Source organism: Sorangium sp. So ce362 (genome assembly GCF_051519845.1).
Lineage (GTDB): Bacteria > Myxococcota_A > Polyangia > Polyangiales > Polyangiaceae > Sorangium.
The window spans coordinates 3,262,066-3,280,000 of sequence record NZ_CP150332.1 but is presented as its reverse complement, the minus strand read 5'-3'; the positions used below and the strand labels follow the sequence as shown (position 1 = coordinate 3,280,000).

The window sequence follows — 17,935 nt, the reverse complement described above, 5'->3', positions numbered from 1 at the left end:
AGCCAGTGCCGTTCGGTGGCGACGCGTAGCTCGTCGTCCGTCACCGGGCCGGCGCTCTCCGCCTCCTCCTTCAGCAGGTGAAGCAGGCGGCGGGCCAGCACCGCGCTGATGTCGCGCTGCACCTCGGGCTCGTGCTCGAGGCCGCGATCCCGCGCCTCGGCGGCAAAGAGCGCGTCGCGGACCGCGGCATCCCGGGCCTGCGCAGGCGAGACGTGCTGCGCCGCCGCGATGCGAGCCACCGAGTCGACGGGGATGGCGAGCGCGCCCACACGGGCCGCCACATCGGGCGGAAGCGGCAGCGCCCCCCGCGCGGACGTCGACAGAGCAGCCCAGGCCGCGCACGCGCACAGGCACGCGGCGGCCGCGCTCATCCGGCGCACAGGGCTCACGCGCTACCCCCACGGGGACGGAGGATCTCCGTGGACGCCTTGAGCGAGAGCCCGCCGATCACCAGGAGGTAGATGGCCTTGAAATCCTGGCGATCGCCGAGGGCGTGGACCCCGAAGGCGAAGGAGAACGCGGCGGCGGCGAGGAGCAAAATCGCGAAGACATCGACTGCGCGGGACACGCGCGTGAGTGTAACGCGATTTGACACGGAACCGACGGGGATGCGCGGGCGCAGCGGGCTGCGGCAGGCCAGGGCCGGGCCGCTGCTCAGCGCAGCATCATCACCACCGCCCCCAGGACGGCGAAGATGATCAAGACCAGCAGCTGCCGGACGGCGCGGTGGCTGAGCCGGCGTGCGCCCGCCGTGGGTCGGCGGCCGCGGGCGACCGCGACGCCGGCGGCCGCGGCGATCAGAGCGACGGCGCAGGCCACGGCGACAGCCTGGGCCAGGAGGGCGCGGTCCGGGTCCCGGACACGCCATGCGAGCACGAGGATGGCGAGGCTCGCCAGCGCGCCGAACGCGATGACCGCGACGGCGAGCGGAGGCAGGTGGGCCCGGGCCTGCAGGAGGGGGGCCTCCGGGTCCGGCTCCGACTGGCGCCGCACATCCCAGCGATCGCGCCAGGAAAGCGCGAAGATGCCCCAGGCGATCCCGCCGATCGCCGCCCGGACCGGGTCGAGGCGGGCCGGCTGAAGGGAAGGAGAGGCGAGCAGCCAGGTCAACGTGACGAGCGCCAAGAAGACAGAGATGCCGAGGTGCCGCGCCGCCCGGCGGTGGGACGCGGCGAGCAGCGGCGCAGCGATGCCGCACACGAAGGCGAGCGTGGCGGCGACGCTGGCGGATACCGGCGCGCCGCGGCCGAACCCGGCAGGCGCGACCGTGATCATCCAGGCGACGACCGCAGCCAGCAGCGCCTGCGGAGCGCCCCCATCCCCGAGACCCAGGCGCGCCGCTCCGGGCTGCGCCGCCTCGGGGCCATCCGCGGCGGACGGCGCATCGCCCCCGCGCGCCACCGTTCCGCCGCGTCCGCCGGATGCGGACGCGCCCGACTCCGCTTCGCGCGGAGCGCCGATCGAGATCGCGCCGGGGGCATCCGTGCTCATGAGCGAGCCGCTAGGCCAGATTTCTCAGCAGGTTGCCCACGGGCAGCACATCCGGAGCCGGCGCGTCGACGCTTGCCTCGCCGCGCGCGCCTCCCTCTTCCCGGGCGACCTCGAGCCCGAGCCGCTTCCAGAGGCCCGTGTCGAAGAGGTGGCTCGGGCGCACGTTACCGAGGGCGGCGAGCATGTTCTGCCGCGCCCCGGGGTGGCGCGCGTCGAGCTCGGCGAGGAGCCGGCTCACCGCCTTGCGCTGGAGGTTGTCCTGTGATCCGCACAGATCGCAGGGGATGATGGGGAAGCGCTCCTCCGCGGCGAACGCGGCGAGCTCGGCCTCGGCACAGTAGATCAGCGGGCGGATCACGACGTTGTCGCCAGCGTCGGAGATGAGCTTCGGAGGCATGGACTTCAGCTGGCCGGCGAAGATCAGGTTCAAGAGCAGCGTCGTCACGGCGTCGTCTCGGTGGTGGCCGAGGGCGATCTTCGAGCAGCCGAGCTCGCGCGCGATACGGTAGAGGATGCCCCGCCGCAGGCGGGAGCAAAGGGAGCAGTACGTCTTGTTCTCGGGGATCTTCTCGGTGACGATCGAGTAGGTGTCCTCGGAGATCATCCGGAACTCGTGGCCGCCCGCCGCCATGTAGTCGGTCAGGAGGTGTCCGGGGTAGCCGGGGTGCCCCTGGTCGATGTTGACCGCGATCACGCTGAACCGGACCGGCGCGCGGCGCGCGAGGTCGACGAGGAGCGCGTGCAGCGCGTAGCTGTCCTTGCCCCCCGAGACGGCGCAGAGGATCCGATCGCCGTCGGCGATCATGTCGAAGTCGGTGATGGCGCGGCCCATGGCGCGCGCGAGCTTACGGCGGAGTTGCACGGTTTAGCCGGTGAAGCCTTCGATGAGGCGGAGGAAGGTAAGCACGCCGTGGCCCGTCCCGCCCTTGGAGAAGATGCCGTAGGGCTTGCTCGCCATCGAGGGCCCGGCGATGTCCACGTGGACCCAGGGGACATCGCCCACGAACTCGCGCAGGAACAGGGCCGCGGTGATCGCCCCGCCCCAGCGGTCGGCCGTGTGCTTGATGTCGGCCCAGTCGCTCTTCAGGCCATCGCGGAGCTCGTCGACCAGCGGGAGCTGCCACATCGACTCGCCCGCGGCCTTCGCGGCGCTCCGGAGGCGCTCGGCGAGCTCCTCGCGGTTCGAGAAGAAGCCCGACACCGTGGGCCCGAGGGCCACGACGCAGGCGCCCGTGAGGGTCGCGTTGTCGACGATGAGATCCGGCTTCAGCGCGCGCGCATAGGCGAGGCAGTCGGCGAGGACGAGGCGCCCCTCGGCGTCGGTGTTGATGATCTCCACCGTCCTGCCGTCCAGGGAGCCGAAGATGTCCCCGGGCCGGTAGGCCGCGCCGTCAGGCATGTTCTCGGCCGCGCCGATGACGCCGTGCACCTCGACGCTCGGCTTGGCGGCCGCGACGGCGGCCATCAGCGCGATCACGTTCGCAGCGCCGCCCATGTCGCCCTTCATCTCTTCCATGCCCTGAGCTGGCTTGATGCAGAGGCCGCCGCTGTCGAACGTCAGCCCCTTGCCCACGAAGACCAGCTTCCCCTTCGGCTTCCCGGGAGGCGCGTAGACCATGTGGACCAGCCGGGGCTCTCGCGCGCTCCCCTGCCCCACCGCCATGATGAGCTTCATGCCACGCTTGTTCAGCGCGGCCTTGTCGAACACCGTCACCTTGAGCCCGTGCTGCTTGCCAACGCTGGCCGCGACGCGCGCGAGCGCCTCCGGATAGACCTCGTTCGGCGGCTCGTTGACGAGGTCGCGCGCGACGCAGATCGCCTCGCCGACCTGCTGGCCGAGCGCGACCGCGTCGCGCGCCGCCTTGCCCGCCTTGCCCTCGACGACCACCGTGCCGCGCGCGAGCCCGAATTTGGGCACGCGATCGCCCGTGAAGTAGCGGGTGAACCGGTAGGACCCGAGCACGAGCCCCTCGGCGGCGGCCCGCTCCGCACGCTCGACGCCGGGCGGCGCCACGACCGCGACGCTCTCGGCGCGCACGCCGTTCGCGAAGCGCGCCCCCTTCGCCGCGAGCACGCGGCAATCGATGTCGGTGAGCTTGCCGGACCCGAGCCCGAGCAGCAGCACGCGGCCGGGCTTCAGCGCGCCGTGCGTCGTGAAATCGATGCTCTGATCCTTCTTCCCCGTGAAGTCGTCTCGCTTGACCTGGTGGGCCACGGACTCGCCCAGCGCCTTCACGAGCCTCGCGAGCACGCCCTCACCCGTCGATGCGCCTTCGGGCACGCCGATGACGACGACGTCGACGGCGATGCTCAGCGGGTCTGACGAGGCGAGGTTCACTTTGATCGGCATGCGGTCTCCTGAGCCCGGATGGGGGTGTTTCCAGCGCGGCATCTAATCACGAAGGGCTAACCCCGTCGACGTGGACGAGACCCGCGGGCGGTCGGCCCGAGGTGCGGAGGAGAGCGCTCCCGGGCGCGGCGCCGCGCGCAGCGCCGCTCAGGCTCCGCGCCCGGCGACCGGCAGCGACGGGCGGCGCGGCGCCTCCGCCGGGGCGCCGCGCGCGGCGACGCCGCGGACCGCGGCCCGAGCGTCCCCGCCCCGAGCGCCGGCTCGAGGGGGCGTCAGCGCGCCGATCTGTAGATCTGGGTGACGTCGGAGAGGAGCTGCAGCGCCTCGGCGCGCGGGCGCTGGAACGCGTTGCGCCCCATGATCGAGCCGAAGGAGCCGCCCGCGGCCATCTCGCGCACCGCCTCGAGGACGGCGTCGGTCGCCTTGGACTCGCCGCCGGAGAAGATCACCACCCGCTTGCCGTTGAAGGTCGCCTGCACGACGTGGCGGACCCGGTCGGCGAGCGTCTGGGTGGGGATGCCGTATTTCTCGTACATCTTTCTTGCCTCCTCCTGCTCGATATGAGCCGTCGGCGGCTTGACCTTGATGATGTGCGCGCCGAGCTGAGCCGCGATCATCGCCGCGTAGGCGCAGACGTCGATGGCCGTCTCGCCCTGCTTCGACAGCCCGGCGCCGCGCGGATAGCTCCAGACGATGACGACCAGGCCCTTGCGCCTGGCCTCGAGGGCAATCTCGCGGAGGTCCTCGTACATGCGGTTTCTCGCGCCGGAGCCTGGATAAATGGTGTAGCCGACACCGACACAGCCAAGACGGAGCGCGTCCTCGACCGAGCCGGTCACCGCTGACAGGGGCTGCTCCACTTTTGCCAGCGTGTCGCTGTTGTTGAGCTTCAAGATCAGCGGCACCTGCCCCGCGAACCTGGCCGCGCCCGCCTGCAGCGACCCGAGCGGCGCCGCATACGCGTTGCACCCCGAGTCGATCGCGAGCTGAAAGTGGTAGTCGGGATCGTAAGCCTCGGGGTTCGGGGCGAACGATCGCACCGGACCGTGCTCGAAGCCCTGGTCCACGGGCAGGATCACCAGCTTGCCGGTACCCGCGAGCGCGCCGTGGTTGAGCAGCCGGACGAGGTTCGTCAGCGTGCCGGGGTTCTCCGAGGCGTACCAAGAGAGGATCTGCTCTACGCGGGAGGTGAGCGCCATGAATCACTCCGTCGAGGGTGTTGCAGCCGAACGCGAGGCCGCCCGGGCGCGGGCCCGATCCGCCCCGCTCCGTGGCCCCGAGTCGGGGCCGGCGAGCGAGCGGACTCGGACCGTGTCTTCAGGATCTGGACGAACGTATCGAGCCGAACGCCCCGGTGGTCCAGCGCTCGGAGGATGTTGTGCGGAGCCATCGGATACGCAATTCTCGGAGCTGCGCCGGTCGGCTCTCCAAGTGCGCTCTCCAGGTGCAGTAGAGCAGCGGCGAGCGCGAGCACGTGGCGGGGCGGCGACGCCCTCGTCAACAACGCGGAGGGATCATGTCGCTCTCATCGGACCAACGGAACCTGAGCTGGACGCCGCCCGACGCGCAGTCACGCGTCGGGATCACGCTCGAGACGTACATCCTCGAGGGAATGCTCGGGTTCCCCTCGGCGACGGGGGCGTTCACCTCCCTGCTGAACCAGATCGGCCTGGCGGCGAAGCTCGTGACGTCCAAGGTCCGGCGGGCCGGCATCGCCAACGTCCTCGGGTACACGGGGCAGACGAACGTTCAGGGCGAGGTCGTGCAGAAGCTCGACGAGGTCGCCAACGAGACGCTGCTCAGCGTGCTCGGACGGCGCGGGCACTGCGCGGCCGTTGTGAGCGAGGAGCTCGGTGAAATGAGACTCCTCTCCACGGACCCGCGCGCCAAGTACATCGTCGTCGTGGACCCGCTCGACGGCTCGTCCAACATCGATGTGAACATCTCGATCGGCACGATCTTCGGCGTGCTCCGCAAGAGCGACGCCAAGATGGGCGCCGACCCCTCGGATTTCCTGCGCCCCGGCCGCGATCTGGTCGCGGCGGGCTACGTGCTCTACGGGTCGTCGACGCTGCTCGTCATCACCACCGGCCTCGGCGGCGTGCACGGGTTCACCTACGATCCAACCGTGGGTGAATTTTTCCTTTCTCACGAGAACATCCGGATCCCGGAGCGCGGCTCGACCTTCTCGATCAACGAGGGCCACAGCGCGGGGTGGTCCGAGGGCGTGCGCCGCTGGAACGCGTGGATCAAAGAGGAGAGCAAGCACGAGGGGAGGCCGTACGGCGCGCGGTACGTGGGTTCGCTGGTCGCGGACGCGCACCGGACGCTGCTCAAGGGCGGCATCTTCGCGTACCCCGCCGATCGAGGTGGCCAGGGCAAGCTGCGGCTGCTCTACGAGGCGAACCCGTTCGCCTTCATCTTCGAGGCCGCCGGAGGCAAGGCGAGCACGGGGACCGATCGCGTCCTCGATCGGGTCCCGAAGTCGCTCCACGAGCGCGTGCCGCTCGTCCTCGGCTCGCCCCGCGACGTCGACGATTTCGAGCAGTTCCTGCGCGGCGAGCGCTGACGCTGCGAGAGAACGCCGCCACCCCTCACCGCGACGAGACCGCGTGGACGGGGCGGCCCTGCGCGTCAGACCCCCTGCGCGTCGGCGCCCCAGATCACCTTGTGGAGCTGGACCTGCACCCGGACGTGAAGGGCGTCGTCGAGCACCCACTGGACGAGCTCTCTCGGCGCGAGCCTGCCCCAGACGCACGAGGCGAGCAGCGTCACGCCGCGCGCGTCGAGGCGGCGCTCGCGGATGGTGCCCCGCATCCACTCGTAGTCCACCCGATCGGCGAGCACGAACTTGATCTCGTCGCGCGGCGTGAGGTGGTCCAGGTTCGACCAGCGGTTCCGGTGCGATTCCCCGGAGCCGGGCGCCTTCAGATCCATGATCTTGTGCACGCGCGGGTCGACGCGCGACACGTCCGCCTCGCCGCTCGTCTCGACGAGGACGGTGCGGCCCGCGTCGCAGAGCTCCGCGAGGAGCGGAAACGACCCGGGCTGGAGGAGGGGCTCCCCGCCCGTGAGCTCGACGAGCGGCGTGCCGAGGGCGAGCGCGCGCTCGAGGACGTCGCTGCGACCGACGCGGTTGCCGCCGTAGAAGGCCTGCGGCGTGTCGCACCAGGTGCAGCGCAGGTTGCACCCGGTGAGCCGGACGAACGCGCACGGCAGCCCGGCGAACGTCGATTCGCCCTGCACGCTGGCGTAGATTTCGTGGACGACGAGGGTGTCTTCTTTCAAGGAAGCGACGCCTCCGAGGTGCCTCGGGCCGGCCCGGGGTGCTCCGCGCCCCCGGCGACCCGCGATGGGGCCGCAAGCTTTGGCCGCGCCGAGCGCGCAACGCAAGCGGCGCGAGGCGCTCAGCCGGCGATGACGCTGACCTCGCCCGCCGCCACCGCGCGGAGGACGCCGTCCTCGCCCCGGATCCGCAGGTGCCCCTCCGGATCGATCCCCGCCGCGACGCCGGCCACGCCGGCGACCTCGACGCGGCGGCCGCGCAGCCAGTCCATCCGCGCGAGATCCTCGGCGAAGGGGGCGAGCTTTCCCGCCTCGAACCTCGCCGCGGCGTCGCCGATTGCCTGGAGCAGCTCCGCCGCGAGGAGCTCGCGCGGGACGTCGTCGATCCCGAGCATCGCGAGCGACGTGGCCCGCCCCGAGAGCTCCGGTGGGAAGCTCGACGCGTGGACGTTGAGCCCGACGCCGACGATCACGCTGCTCACGGAATCGCCGCGCAGCTGGGCCTCGACGAGGATCCCGGCCAGCTTGCGGCCCCCGGCGAGCACGTCGTTCGGCCACTTGAGACGCACCTCGGCGGCGGCGCCGTCGCCGCGGCGCGAGCGTGGCGCGAGCCGTGGAGCGACGACCGACGCCACGGCGAGGCCCATGACGAGGGCGATGGGAGCGACGCTGCTCGCCGGCAAACCGGGGCGCAGCACCACCGACAGGTAGAGGTTCTCCCCGGGCGGAGAGTGCCAGGAGCGCCCGCCGCGCCCGCGCCCCTGCGTCTGCGCGTCGGCGAGGAACGCCGCCCCGTGCGGCGCCCCGGCAGCCGCCGCGCTCCGGGCGTCGTCGTTCGTCGACCCCGTCTCCGCCGCCACGACGAGCGGCCTCCCGAGCGACGCGCCGAGGCGCGCGAGCTCACGCTCGACGGCCTCCGCGTCGAGCCGCCTCACAGCGCGAGATCCAGCGCGATGTCGGCCGAGCGCGCCGAGTGCGTCAGCGCCCCGACGCTGATGACGTCGATGCCCGCCGCGGCGAGCTCGGGGATGCGCTCCAGCGTGATCCCGCCGGAGACCTCGAGGAAGGGCCGGCCGTGCTGCGCCGAGCGGGCGCGCGCGGACGCGACCTCGACGTCGGCCAGCGTGAAGTTGTCGAGCATGATGATGTCCGCGCCGGCGGAGAGCGCCTCGTCGAGCTCACGGAGCGAGGCGACCTCGACCTCGATCTTCGTCGTGTGCGGGGCGCGCGCCCGCGCGCGGGCGACGGCGGTCGCGATGCCGCCCGCCGCGACGATGTGGTTGTCCTTGATGAGCACGGCGCTCCCGAGGCTGTCGCGGTGGTTGTGCGCCCCGCCGACGCGCACCGCGTAGCGCTCCAGCGCGCGGAGGCCGGGCGTCGTCTTGCGGGTGTCGGTGATGCGCACGCCGGACCCCCGCGGGATCGCCGCGGTATAGCGGCGCGCCTCGGAGGCGACGCCGCTCATCCGCTGCGCGAAGTTGAGCGCGGTGCGCTCCGCGCTGAGGAGCGTGCGCGCGAGGCCACGCACCGTCCAGAGCACGGCGCCGGCGTCGACGGCGGTGCCGTCCGCGACCAGCACCTCGCCCTCCACCTGCGGATCCAGGCGCTGGAAGACCCGGAGGAACACGGCCCCCCCGCATGCGACGAGCGGCTTGCGCGCCACCGCCTTCGCGGTCGCGCGCGCGGAAGCCTCGACACAGGCCTCGGTGGTGAGATCGCCCCCCGCGAGGTCTTCTTCCAGAGCGCGATCGATCAAGGCATCAAGCAGCGGCGCAGCCAGCACAGGCATCTCCTCGGCGCCGCACCCCGGCGGCGCTCCCAGGTATACTCGTTCCCGCACGCGCGCATCAGCGCCGTCGCACTTACCCGAGCCGACATAACGCAATGCGTCACAATGGCTCGCGCCGGAGCGTGCGACCTCGGCGGCGCAGCTGCCCAGGACGGGACTCCGGCGCAGCGGATGGGCCCCGCGGCACCGAAAAGCGGTGCGGATCGCGACCATCGCGACGCTGTGTCGCACAAATGGGGCTGACGTTCGTCTACCAGCCTGTGAGACTCTCCGAGCAACTCCAGCGCCCTCAACGGAGATCGATGCGTCCGCAGGCAGGCCAGGTCATCCACAACAAGTACCGACTCGTGCGCCTCATCGGCGACGGCGGCATGGGGAGCGTCTACGAAGCCCGCCACGAGGTGCTGGGGACGACTGTCGCCCTCAAGTTTCTCCACCCCGAGCTGTCACGCCGCTCCGGCCTGGTGCAGCGCTTCCTGCAGGAGGCGCGCGTCTCCGCGCAGATCCAGAGCGCGCACGTGGTCCGCGTGGTCGACGTCGACCAGACCGCCGCCGGCCTGGCGTTCATCGTGATGGAGTACCTGGAGGGGAAGACGCTCCAGGCCCTCTACGAGGAGCTCTACCGGGCCGGCATCCGGCTCGCCTACGCCGACGCCCTCGAGTACGCGATGCAGATCCTCGAGGGCGTCGAGGCCGCCCATCGCGCGGGCGTGGTCCACCGGGATCTCAAGCCGGACAACGTCATCATCACGAGGACGACCAAGGGAGAGCCGCTCATCAAGCTGCTCGACTTCGGCATCGCCAAGCTGAAGGTCACGGGGGAGCTCGATCGCGGGCTCACGCGCCCGGGCGTGATCATGGGCACGCCCGAGTACATGGCCCCCGAGCAGGCCTACTCGGCGGACTCCGTGGACGCGCGCGCCGACATCTTCTCGCTGGGCGTCATCATCTTCGAGATGCTGGCCGGCCGCCGACCGGTCGGCGGCGATGAGCCCCAGCAGATCGCGGGCGCCTACCTGTCGGGCCAGATCTCGCGGCTCTCGGACCTGGCGCCGGAGCTCGCGCCGGGCCTCTGCGCCGCCGTCCACCGCGCGATGGCGGCCTCGCCGCCCGATCGGTTCGCGACCACCGCCGAGCTCCGCAGCGCCCTCGAGCCGTTCGCCCGAGCCGCCCGCGCCCCGTCGGCGCTCACCCCCTCGCCGTCCGAGGTCAGCGTGGCGCGGTCGTCCGGGGCGGCCCTGCCGGCAGCCCTCGCGGCGCCCGGGATGCTCGCGGCTTCAGCGGCAGCGCCCGCGACAAACGCGATGGGCGACGGTCGCATGAGCTCCGTCCCCAAGACGATCCCGCCCGAGGACGGCGGCGCGCACCACGCGTCGAGCGGCCCCCCGGGCGCGATCGGGCCCTCGACCCCCATGGGCGGCTTCGCCTCGGATGCCCGGGGCCCCTCGGCCTCGGCTCCAGGGTTCACGCCCAGGCCAGAGCCCTCCTCCGGCCCGTACTTCGCCCAGGGCGGCTACCCCCCGGTCGGCCAGCCGGCGACCGTGAGCGCCGCGCCCTACCTGCCGCCGCAGGGGGTGCCCGCGGTTCCGGCCACGAGCTACGAGCCTGGGCCGTTTGATGCGGCGCCTCGCCCAGGCGGGACGGCGGTCGGCAACGTGCCCTTCATGGATCGGAGCGCGGCTCCGGCCGGACCGTTCAACGGCGGCCCGGCACCCGGCTACGGCGGCGCCTACGGGGGCGGCGGGATGCAGGGTTACATCCCTGGGACGGCGCCGATGGAGCCGCTGCCGCGGATATCGCACGCCGCCTCGGCGCACGGGAAGCAGCCAGCGCGGCGCGGGACCTCGCTGTTCACCATCCTCCTGCTCGCCACGGCGATCACCGGCGCCGTCGTGGGTGGCGTGTACATCGCCAGCGAGCTCGGCCGGGGAGAGCAGGCCGACGCGGGGCCGGTCATGCCGACGCTCCAGCCGGCCAACACGGTGCCCCCGGAGCCCAGCCCCCCCGCCACGACGGCGCCTCCCGCCGTGGTGCCGCCCCCGGTCGAGACGCCGCCGGTGGTCGCCAAACCCCAGCCCCGGCCGACCGCGACGTCGACATCGAAGCCCCCGGCGACGCCGAGCGCGACGGGGACGCAGCCGACCACGCCAGCACCGACGACGCGCCCCAGCGCGCCGTCGATCATCCCCAACCTGCCGCCCATCGTCATCCCGTCGACGTTCCCGTTCCCGTTTCCCGCACCGACCAGCGTGCAGCCGCCGGCCGGCCCCCAGCAGCCCCCCACGACGACGCCGACGCCGACGACGCCGCCCACCACGCCGTCCAGCCGGCCGTCACGGCGCGTGATCATCGTACCGAACAACTGACTCGCCCGGCGCGTGCGGTAGGATGCGATCTCGATGAGCAACCAGAATAGCGGTCCGCCGCCCGGATGGCCTGCGCCCCCGAGCGGCATGTACGGCCCTGGCAAGACCGTGCCCGGCGAGCCTCCGGTCGCAGGGCTCAACTCGCCTCACGGCGCCTTCCCCGTGCCGCCCGGCGCCGCGCCGCACGATCCAGGGGCCGGGGGCGCAGCCGTCCCGCGGACGATCGTCGAGGGCGGGAGCAACAGCGCGCCCGCGTACGGCGCGCCGCCAGCAGGCGCGCCCGGGCCCTATGGCCCCGGCGCAACGGCGAATTACGGAGGCCCTCCCGGAGCAGGGGGCGCCTACGGGCAGCCGCCCCAGCCTCCTGCCAGCCCGTACGGCGGCTCTCCCTTCGGAGCGCCGGGCGGGCCCGGGGCAGCCGGCGCGCCGGGCTTTCACGCCGGCGGCGCTCCCGCGCTGCCGGGCAGCGGCGGGATGTACTCGGCGCCGGTCCCTTCACGGCCTCGCCCCAAGAGCTCCGGACCGACGCTCGCGCTGATCGGGCTCGGCGCGTTCGTGGTCATCGGCGGCCTCACGACGGCCTTCTTCGTGATGCGCAACGGAAGCTCGTCCGAGGACGTGACGGCGCTGCCGCAGGTCGACGCGCCGCCGGCGCCGGCGTCGGTCGCCGGCGATCCGGCGCCGCCCCCGCCCGCGGCCACGACGCCCGAGCCGCCCCCGCCGGCGCCCGCCCCCGTGGCGGCCCCGAAGCCGCCGCCGCAGGCGCAGCCCAAGCCGACGAACCCCAGCACCACGCCGACGGTGCCGACGGTCCCATCGACCGCTCCGCCGACGACCCCGACGGCGCCCGCCGCGACGACCCCGCCGCCCGCCCCTTCCGGGTCCTCGACGGGCCGGAGGAAGATCATCCTGCCCGGCCAGAATTGAGCTGATCTGCGCGGCCCGCCTCGCCGCCGGCCGCGGCGCGGCGGGCGCGATCCGAGGCTTCCGCTCGAGTCCGCTTGACAAGGCGGTCAGGGTGATCAGCTTCCGACCTCATGAGCAAATCCGGGATCGCCGCAGTTCTGTCGTTCTTTATTCCGGGCGTTGGGCAGCTCTACAACGGCGCCTTCCTGCGCTGCATCTTCTGGCTGATCGTCACCCCCGGCCTGTGGATCGGCACGGGCGGCTGGCTCGGCTGGATCTGCCACCTGATCTCCGCCTACACCGCGTACCGATACGCGAAGCGCTCCGGCGGCTGAGCCGCGACCCGCGAGGCGGCGCGCCGGCCCGAGCCGGCGCGCCCACTCAGGTCGCCTTCGCGAAGCTCCTCTTCAGCACCTCGCCCGTCGCCGTCGGCTGACGGGCCACCTCGCGCGGGGTGCCCTCGGCCACGATGCGCCCACCGCCCGCGCCGCCCTCCGGGCCCAGCTCCACCACGTGATCCGCGCACGCGATGACCGCCGGGTGGTGCTCGATGATCACCAGCGTGTCGCCGCGCTCGACCAGACGATCGAGCACGAGGATCAGGCGCGCCACGTCCGCCAGGTGCAGGCCGGTCGTGGGCTCGTCGAGCACGTAGAGCGTCGGCTTGGGCCGCGCGCCGGCCGTCAGCTCCGCCGCGAGCTTGAGCCGCTGGGCCTCGCCGCCCGAGAGCGTGTGCGAGCCCTGGCCGATGTGGAGGTAGCCCACGCCGAGATCGCACATGGTCGAGAGCGGAGCGCGGATCCGCGGGTGGGCCGCGAAGACCTCGACCGCCTCCTCGGCCGTGAGGTCCAGGACGTCGCCGGCGGACAGGCCGAGGTACCGCACGTCGAGCGTCGCCGGCTCGAAGCGCGCGCCGCCGCACGCCTCGCACGGGGTGGTCACGTCGGGCAAGAACGACATCTCGTGCGCGATGACGCCCTGCCCCTCGCACGCGGGGCACCGCCCGCCCGCGGCCGTGTTGAAGGAGAAGCGCGCCGGGCCGTAGCCGCGCACCTGCGCGTCGGGACAGGCGGCGTAGAGCTTGCGGACCTCGTCCCAGACGCCCAGGAACGTCGCCGGGATCGAGCGCGGCGTCCGGCCGATCGGCGACTGATCGACGGCCATCGCCCGCAGGATGCCCTTCGGCAGCCGCAGCGCCTTGTGCGGGCCCGGCTCGGGCGCCTCGAGCTTCAACGCGCGGCGCGCGGCAGGGTAGAGCACCTTCTGGATCAGCGTGCTCTTGCCGGAGCCGGACACGCCGGCGACCACCGTCATCCGGCCCGCAGGGATCCGGAGCGCGTCACCCTGGAGGTTGTGCGCGCGGGCGCCGAGGAGCTCGATGTGCTCGCGCACCGGCGGGCGCGCCGGGCGCGCGCTGAGCAGCGCGTCCTCACCGGCGAGCGCGCGCGCGGTCGGGGACTCGGGGTTCGCGAGCACCTCGCGCGACGGCCCCGCGGCGACGATCCTGCCGCCCTTGCGGCCGCCCGAGGGGCCGAGGTCGATCAGGTGATCCGCGGCGCGAATCGTGTCGGCGTCGTGCTCCACCATGAGCACGGTGCTCCCCATGCCGGCGAGCCGCCGCAGGTTGTCCAGCAGCCGATCGGTGTCGCGCGGGTGGAGGCCGATGGTCGGCTCGTCGAGCACGTACAGCGCCCCGGTGAGGCCGCTCCCGAGCTGCGCCGCGAGCCGCAGGCGCTGCATCTCGCCGCCCGAGAGGGTGGACGCGCGTCGATCGAGCGTGAGGTAGCCGAGGCCCACCTCGCAGACGAAGTCGAGCCGGCGGCAGAGCTCCTTGTGCGGCGCCTCGGCGATCAGCGCGCGATCGCCCGTGAAGCGCAGGCTCCTCGCCCAGGCGGCGGCCGCCGCGACCGACCGGCCCGACGCCTGGTGGTAACGCTCGCCGGCGAGCCGGACAGCCCGTGGGATCGGCGCCAGGCGCGAGCCGCCGCAGTCCTCGCACGGATCGGGCGTCGCGAGCGCGTCGTCGTCGAAGTCCGAGGCGCCCGTCCCCTCGCACGACGCGCAGCGGCCCTGCTTCGTGTTGAACGAGAACCAGCGGGGATCGAGCTCCGGGACGCCGACGCCGCAGCGCGGGCAGGTGCGCGTGGTGGAGAGCAGCTGCTCGCCGCCGCGGCCGCCGGCGAGCTTCACCGCGCCCCGCCCGAACGAGAGGGCGCGATCGAAGAGCGCGCGATCGAGGGCGGACATGCGCCCCTCGTAGATCACGAGGTCGATCGAGTGCTCGCGGCGCTTGTCGAGGCGGGGAGGGCTGTCGGTCGCGCACGGCTCGCCGTCGGCGAGCGCGCGGGTGACGCCGGCGCGGGCGGCGGCCGTGAAGACGTCGAGGTACGTCCCCTTGCGCGCCACGACGGCGGGGGCGAGCAGCGTCCGCGCGCCGCGCGTCGCGAGCAGTGAGCGGTAGACCTCGTCCGGCGAGCGCGCCTCGATGGGGACGTCGCAGTCCGGGCAGCGCGCCTCGCCGACCTTGGCGTAGAGGAGCCGCAGGTAGTGCGCGATCTCGGTCACGGTCGCGACGGTGGAGTTGGCGCCGGAGCGCGTGGTGCGCTGCTCGAGGGCGATCGACGGGGGTACGCCGGTGACGCGGTCGACGTCCGGCCGCGGAAGCGTGGGGAGGAACTGGCGTGCGTACGGGGTCAAGGTCTCGAGGAAGCGCCGCTGGCCCTCGGCGAAGACCACGTCGAACGCGAGCGTGCTCTTGCCGGAGCCGCTCGGGCCGGTGACGACGACGATCTGGCCGTGCGGGATCACGGTCGAGACGTCGGCGAGGTTGTGCTCGCGGGCGCCCTCCACCTCGATCCGCCGCCGGTCGAGCGACGCGCGCGCGGCGCCGTTGCCGCCGCGTTTTCCGGGCTTCGTGGCGGCCGGCGCGCCGCGCCGCGGCCTTCGCGCGGGGCCATCGCCGCGCAGCGCGAACCACTCGGCCAGCGCGCCGCCGGTCCGCGTCGCCGTCCTGGCCACGTCCTCGGGCGTCCCCTCCGCGACGACGCGCCCGCCCTCGCTGCCCGCGCCCGGCCCGAGATCGATGACCCAGTCGGCCGCCGCGATGACGTCGAGGTCGTGATCGACGACGATCACGGAGGCCCCCTCGGCCACGAGCACGGAGAGCGAGGCGTTGAGGTGCTTCACCTCCTCCGGGTGCAGGCCGGCGCTCGGCTCGTCGAGGAGGAAGAGCGCGCCCGCGCAGGGCTCGCCGAGCGCGCGCGCGATCTTGAGTCGCTGCGCCTCACCGCCGGAGAGCGTCGAGAGCGGCTGGCCGAGCGTGAGGTAGCCGAGGCCGAGCTGCTTGAGCGGCGCGAGCGCCCGCCGGACCGCGGGCTCCCGCTCGAAGGCCGCGAACGCCTCGTCGATCGAGAGATCGAGCACGTCGGCGACCGAGCGGCCGTCGAGCTTCACCTCGAGCACCTCGTCGCGGAACCGCTTGCCCTTGCAGGTCGGGCAGGTCAGCGACACGTCGGCCAGGAACTGCATCTCGATCGTCTCGCTCCCCTCGCCGGCGCACGCCTCGCAACGCCCGAGCGCGACGTTGAACGAGAAGTGGCCGGGCCCGAGATCCCGCGCCGCCGCCTCGGGCCGCTCGGCGAAGAGCGCGCGGACGCGGTTCCACGCGCCGGTGTAGGTCGCGGGGTTGCCGCGCGAGGTGCGCCCGAGCGGCGCCTGATCGACGAGCGTGACGGTGCGGATGTCGGCGGTGCCCTCGATGCGCCTGTACAGGCCGGGCGCCTCGACGTCCTTGTATCCGCGCGCCCTCGCGACGTGCCGGTAGAGCACGTCGCTCACCAGCGTGCTCTTGCCCGAGCCGCTCGGCCCCGTGATCGCCACGACGACGCCAAGCGGAACGTCGACCGTGACGTCGCGCAGGTTGTTCTCGCGCGCGCCGTGGATCGCGATCTTCCCGCTCGGCGCCCGGCGCTCCGCGCGCGCCGAGGGCAGCGGGCTGCGCACGTCGAGCCCCTCCGGCGGGCCGTCGAAGGTGACGCGCCCGCCCTGCTTGCCCGCGCCGGGGCCCAGCTCGACGACGCGATCGCTCGCGCGGATGACGAGGGGCTCGTGCTCGATGACGAGCACGGCGTTGCCGCCGTCGGCGAGCTCGCGCATGGCCGCGACGAGCGGCGGGATGTCCGTCGGGTGCAGGCCGACGGTCGGCTCGTCGAGCACGAAGAGCGCGCCCGTCAGCGACGTGCCGAGCGCCGCGGTGAGCGCGACGCGCTGCGCCTCGCCGCCCGAGAGCGTGCGCGCCTGGCGAGCGAGCGAGAGGTAGCCCAGCCCGACGCGCTCGAGGTAACCGAGCCGCGCGATGAGCTCGCGGCGCGCCATCTCCCCCTGGCCCGTCTGGGGGCGCTCGGCCTCGAGCCGCGCGCGCGCCTCGCGGAGCTCGAGCTCGTGCCACGCGGCGAGATCGAGGCCGCCGACGCGGTAGAGGAGCGACTCGGGGGCGAGCCGCTTGCCGTGGCACGCGCCGCACACGTCGTAGGTGCGGTAGCGCGCGAGCAGCACGCGGACGTGCATCTTGTAGGTGCGCGTCTCGAGCCAGCGGAACCAGGCCTTCACGCCCGGGTATTTCCCCTGGTTCCACGTGCCCTCGCCCTCGAGCACGAGCGCGCGCTGCGCCTCGGAGAGGTCGCGCCACGGCCGGTCGGTGCGGATCTTGTTCCGCTCGCAGAACGCGCGCAGCAGCTTCCGCTCCATCGTGGTCGAGCGGCCGTTCCAGGGGCGGATCGCGCCGCCCGCGATCGACTTCGACGCGTCCGGGATCACCTTGTCGTAATCGATGCCGAGCGTGCGGCCGAAGCCGCGGCACGAGGGGCACGCGCCAGTCGGGGACTGGTACGAGAACAGCCCCGGGCGCGGCGGATCGAAGGCGCGCGCGCACGAGGGGCAGGCGAGCCCGCGCACGAGCCGGAGCCGCGTCGACCCCGCCCCGTTGCCGCCCGGCTCCTCGGCCTTGCGCTGCAGGTGGAGCGACGCGTCGCCTCCACCGCCCTTCCATGCCTCCTCGATGGCGGCGCCGAGGCGCCGGCGCTCCCGCGGGGCGACCCGGACGCGATCGACGATGACCTCGACCTTGTCGGTGCCGCTCATCGCCTCGGACGGCGCCACGCTGTCGAGGTCGCGCGCCTCGCCGCGGACGAGCAGGCGCCGGTAGCCGGAGGCGAGCAGCGACTCGCGCACGTCGAGGAACCGCTCGGTGTCCGCGACGGGGATCGGGTACGTGACGAGCGCGGTCGCGCCCTCGTGCTGGCTCGCGGCGAGCTCGGCCGCGCGTGCCGGATCGGTCCGCGCGGCCGCCGTCTCGCAGGACGGGCAGACGGGCACCGCCTCGCGCGCGAAGAGGGCGCAGAAGTACGGCTCGAGATCGGCCATCGTGGCGACGGTCGACCGCGAGCTCTTGACCGGCGCGCGGCGGTCGACGGCGACGCCGGCCGCGACGGGCTCGAGCGCGTCGATCGGCGGCCGCTCGAGCCGCTCGAGGAACTGGCGGGCGTACGGGCTGAAGCTCTCGACGAACCGGCGCTGTCCTTCGGAGTAGAGCGTGTCGAGCGCGAGCGATGATTTGCCGGCGCCGGACACGCCGGCGATGGCCACGAGCTCGCCGGGCCGGAAATCGAGATCGATGCCCTGGAGGTTGTGCGTGCGGGCGCCGCGGAGACAGATGGAGTGCATAGGAGGCGCGGAAGGGTGGGCTCCGCG

Annotated in this window: 14 protein-coding genes (1 of these 14 cut by a window edge); 4 read left to right on the top strand and 10 right to left on the bottom strand. The window is 73.3% G+C overall.

From position 1 onward, the window contains the following. The 6 genes from WMF17_RS13025 to WMF17_RS13000 form a co-directional block, all read right to left on the bottom strand. Positions 1 to 281: the 5' portion of a peptidylprolyl isomerase gene (locus tag WMF17_RS13025; RefSeq protein ID WP_437649687.1), read on the bottom strand. 598 nt of this gene lie to the left of the window's left edge; the window shows 281 of its 879 coding nt (coding positions 1-281); its start codon is at positions 279 to 281; its stop codon lies beyond the left edge, outside the window. 104 nt (positions 282 to 385) lie between these two features. Beyond that, the gene (locus tag WMF17_RS13020) at positions 386 to 568 is read right to left on the bottom strand and encodes a hypothetical protein (RefSeq protein WP_061614223.1); all 183 of its coding nucleotides are present in this window, start codon (positions 566 to 568) and stop codon (positions 386 to 388) included. An 86-nt stretch (positions 569 to 654) separates the two neighbouring features. Then, the gene (locus WMF17_RS13015) at positions 655 to 1,491 is read right to left on the bottom strand and encodes a hypothetical protein (RefSeq protein WP_437649685.1); all 837 of its coding nucleotides are present in this window, start codon (positions 1,489 to 1,491) and stop codon (positions 655 to 657) included. 10 nt (positions 1,492 to 1,501) lie between these two features. After that, the gene (gene ttcA / locus WMF17_RS13010) at positions 1,502 to 2,353 is read right to left on the bottom strand and encodes a tRNA 2-thiocytidine(32) synthetase TtcA (protein WP_437649683.1); all 852 of its coding nucleotides are present in this window, start codon (positions 2,351 to 2,353) and stop codon (positions 1,502 to 1,504) included. Between the two features lie 3 nt (positions 2,354 to 2,356). Continuing rightward, a complete protein-coding gene (locus WMF17_RS13005) occupies positions 2,357 to 3,841 on the bottom strand; it encodes a leucyl aminopeptidase (RefSeq protein WP_437602364.1) in 1,485 nt (494 codons plus the stop codon). Between the two features lie 272 nt (positions 3,842 to 4,113). Continuing rightward, positions 4,114 to 5,040 (bottom strand): class I fructose-bisphosphate aldolase, encoded by a 927-nt coding sequence (locus WMF17_RS13000; protein ID WP_437602363.1) that lies wholly within the window; start codon positions 5,038 to 5,040, stop codon positions 4,114 to 4,116. Positions 5,041 to 5,357: 317 nt separating this feature from the next. On the opposite strand from WMF17_RS13000, the gene fbp reads away from it, so the two are divergent. After that, positions 5,358 to 6,410 (top strand): class 1 fructose-bisphosphatase, encoded by a 1,053-nt coding sequence (gene fbp / locus WMF17_RS12995; RefSeq protein WP_437649681.1) that lies wholly within the window; start codon positions 5,358 to 5,360, stop codon positions 6,408 to 6,410. Positions 6,411 to 6,475: 65 nt separating this feature from the next. Here fbp and WMF17_RS12990 read toward each other — a convergent pair whose 3' ends face one another. The 3 genes from WMF17_RS12990 to nadC all read right to left on the bottom strand — a co-directional run bounded on the left by WMF17_RS12990 (position 6,476) and on the right by nadC (position 8,909). Beyond that, a complete protein-coding gene (locus WMF17_RS12990; RefSeq protein ID WP_437649679.1) occupies positions 6,476 to 7,129 on the bottom strand; it encodes a radical SAM protein in 654 nt (217 codons plus the stop codon). Positions 7,130 to 7,248: 119 nt separating this feature from the next. Beyond that, a complete protein-coding gene (locus tag WMF17_RS12985; RefSeq protein ID WP_437602360.1) occupies positions 7,249 to 8,061 on the bottom strand; it encodes a biotin--[acetyl-CoA-carboxylase] ligase in 813 nt (270 codons plus the stop codon). Next, the gene (nadC, locus tag WMF17_RS12980; RefSeq protein ID WP_437651333.1) at positions 8,058 to 8,909 is read right to left on the bottom strand and encodes a carboxylating nicotinate-nucleotide diphosphorylase; all 852 of its coding nucleotides are present in this window, start codon (positions 8,907 to 8,909) and stop codon (positions 8,058 to 8,060) included. Before nadC ends, WMF17_RS12985 begins: the two co-directional genes overlap by 4 nt. Positions 8,910 to 9,217: 308 nt before the next feature. Between nadC and WMF17_RS12975 the strand changes: the two genes are divergently transcribed. The 3 genes from WMF17_RS12975 (at position 9,218) to WMF17_RS12965 (ending at position 12,522) form a co-directional block, all read left to right on the top strand. Beyond that, positions 9,218 to 11,281, top strand: a complete 2,064-nt coding sequence (locus WMF17_RS12975; RefSeq protein ID WP_437649677.1) for a protein kinase domain-containing protein — start codon at positions 9,218 to 9,220, stop codon at positions 11,279 to 11,281. Positions 11,282 to 11,314: 33 nt separating this feature from the next. Then, entirely contained in the window at positions 11,315 to 12,208 is an 894-nt protein-coding gene (locus tag WMF17_RS12970) for a hypothetical protein (RefSeq protein ID WP_437602358.1), read from the top strand. A gap of 110 nt (positions 12,209 to 12,318) precedes the next feature. Next, entirely contained in the window at positions 12,319 to 12,522 is a 204-nt protein-coding gene (locus WMF17_RS12965; protein ID WP_437602357.1) for a hypothetical protein, read from the top strand. Positions 12,523 to 12,568: 46 nt separating this feature from the next. Here the strand turns inward: WMF17_RS12965 and uvrA are convergent, their stop codons facing one another. Further along, the gene (uvrA, locus tag WMF17_RS12960; protein ID WP_437649675.1) at positions 12,569 to 17,908 is read right to left on the bottom strand and encodes an excinuclease ABC subunit UvrA; all 5,340 of its coding nucleotides are present in this window, start codon (positions 17,906 to 17,908) and stop codon (positions 12,569 to 12,571) included. Positions 17,909 to 17,935 lie beyond the last annotated feature (27 nt).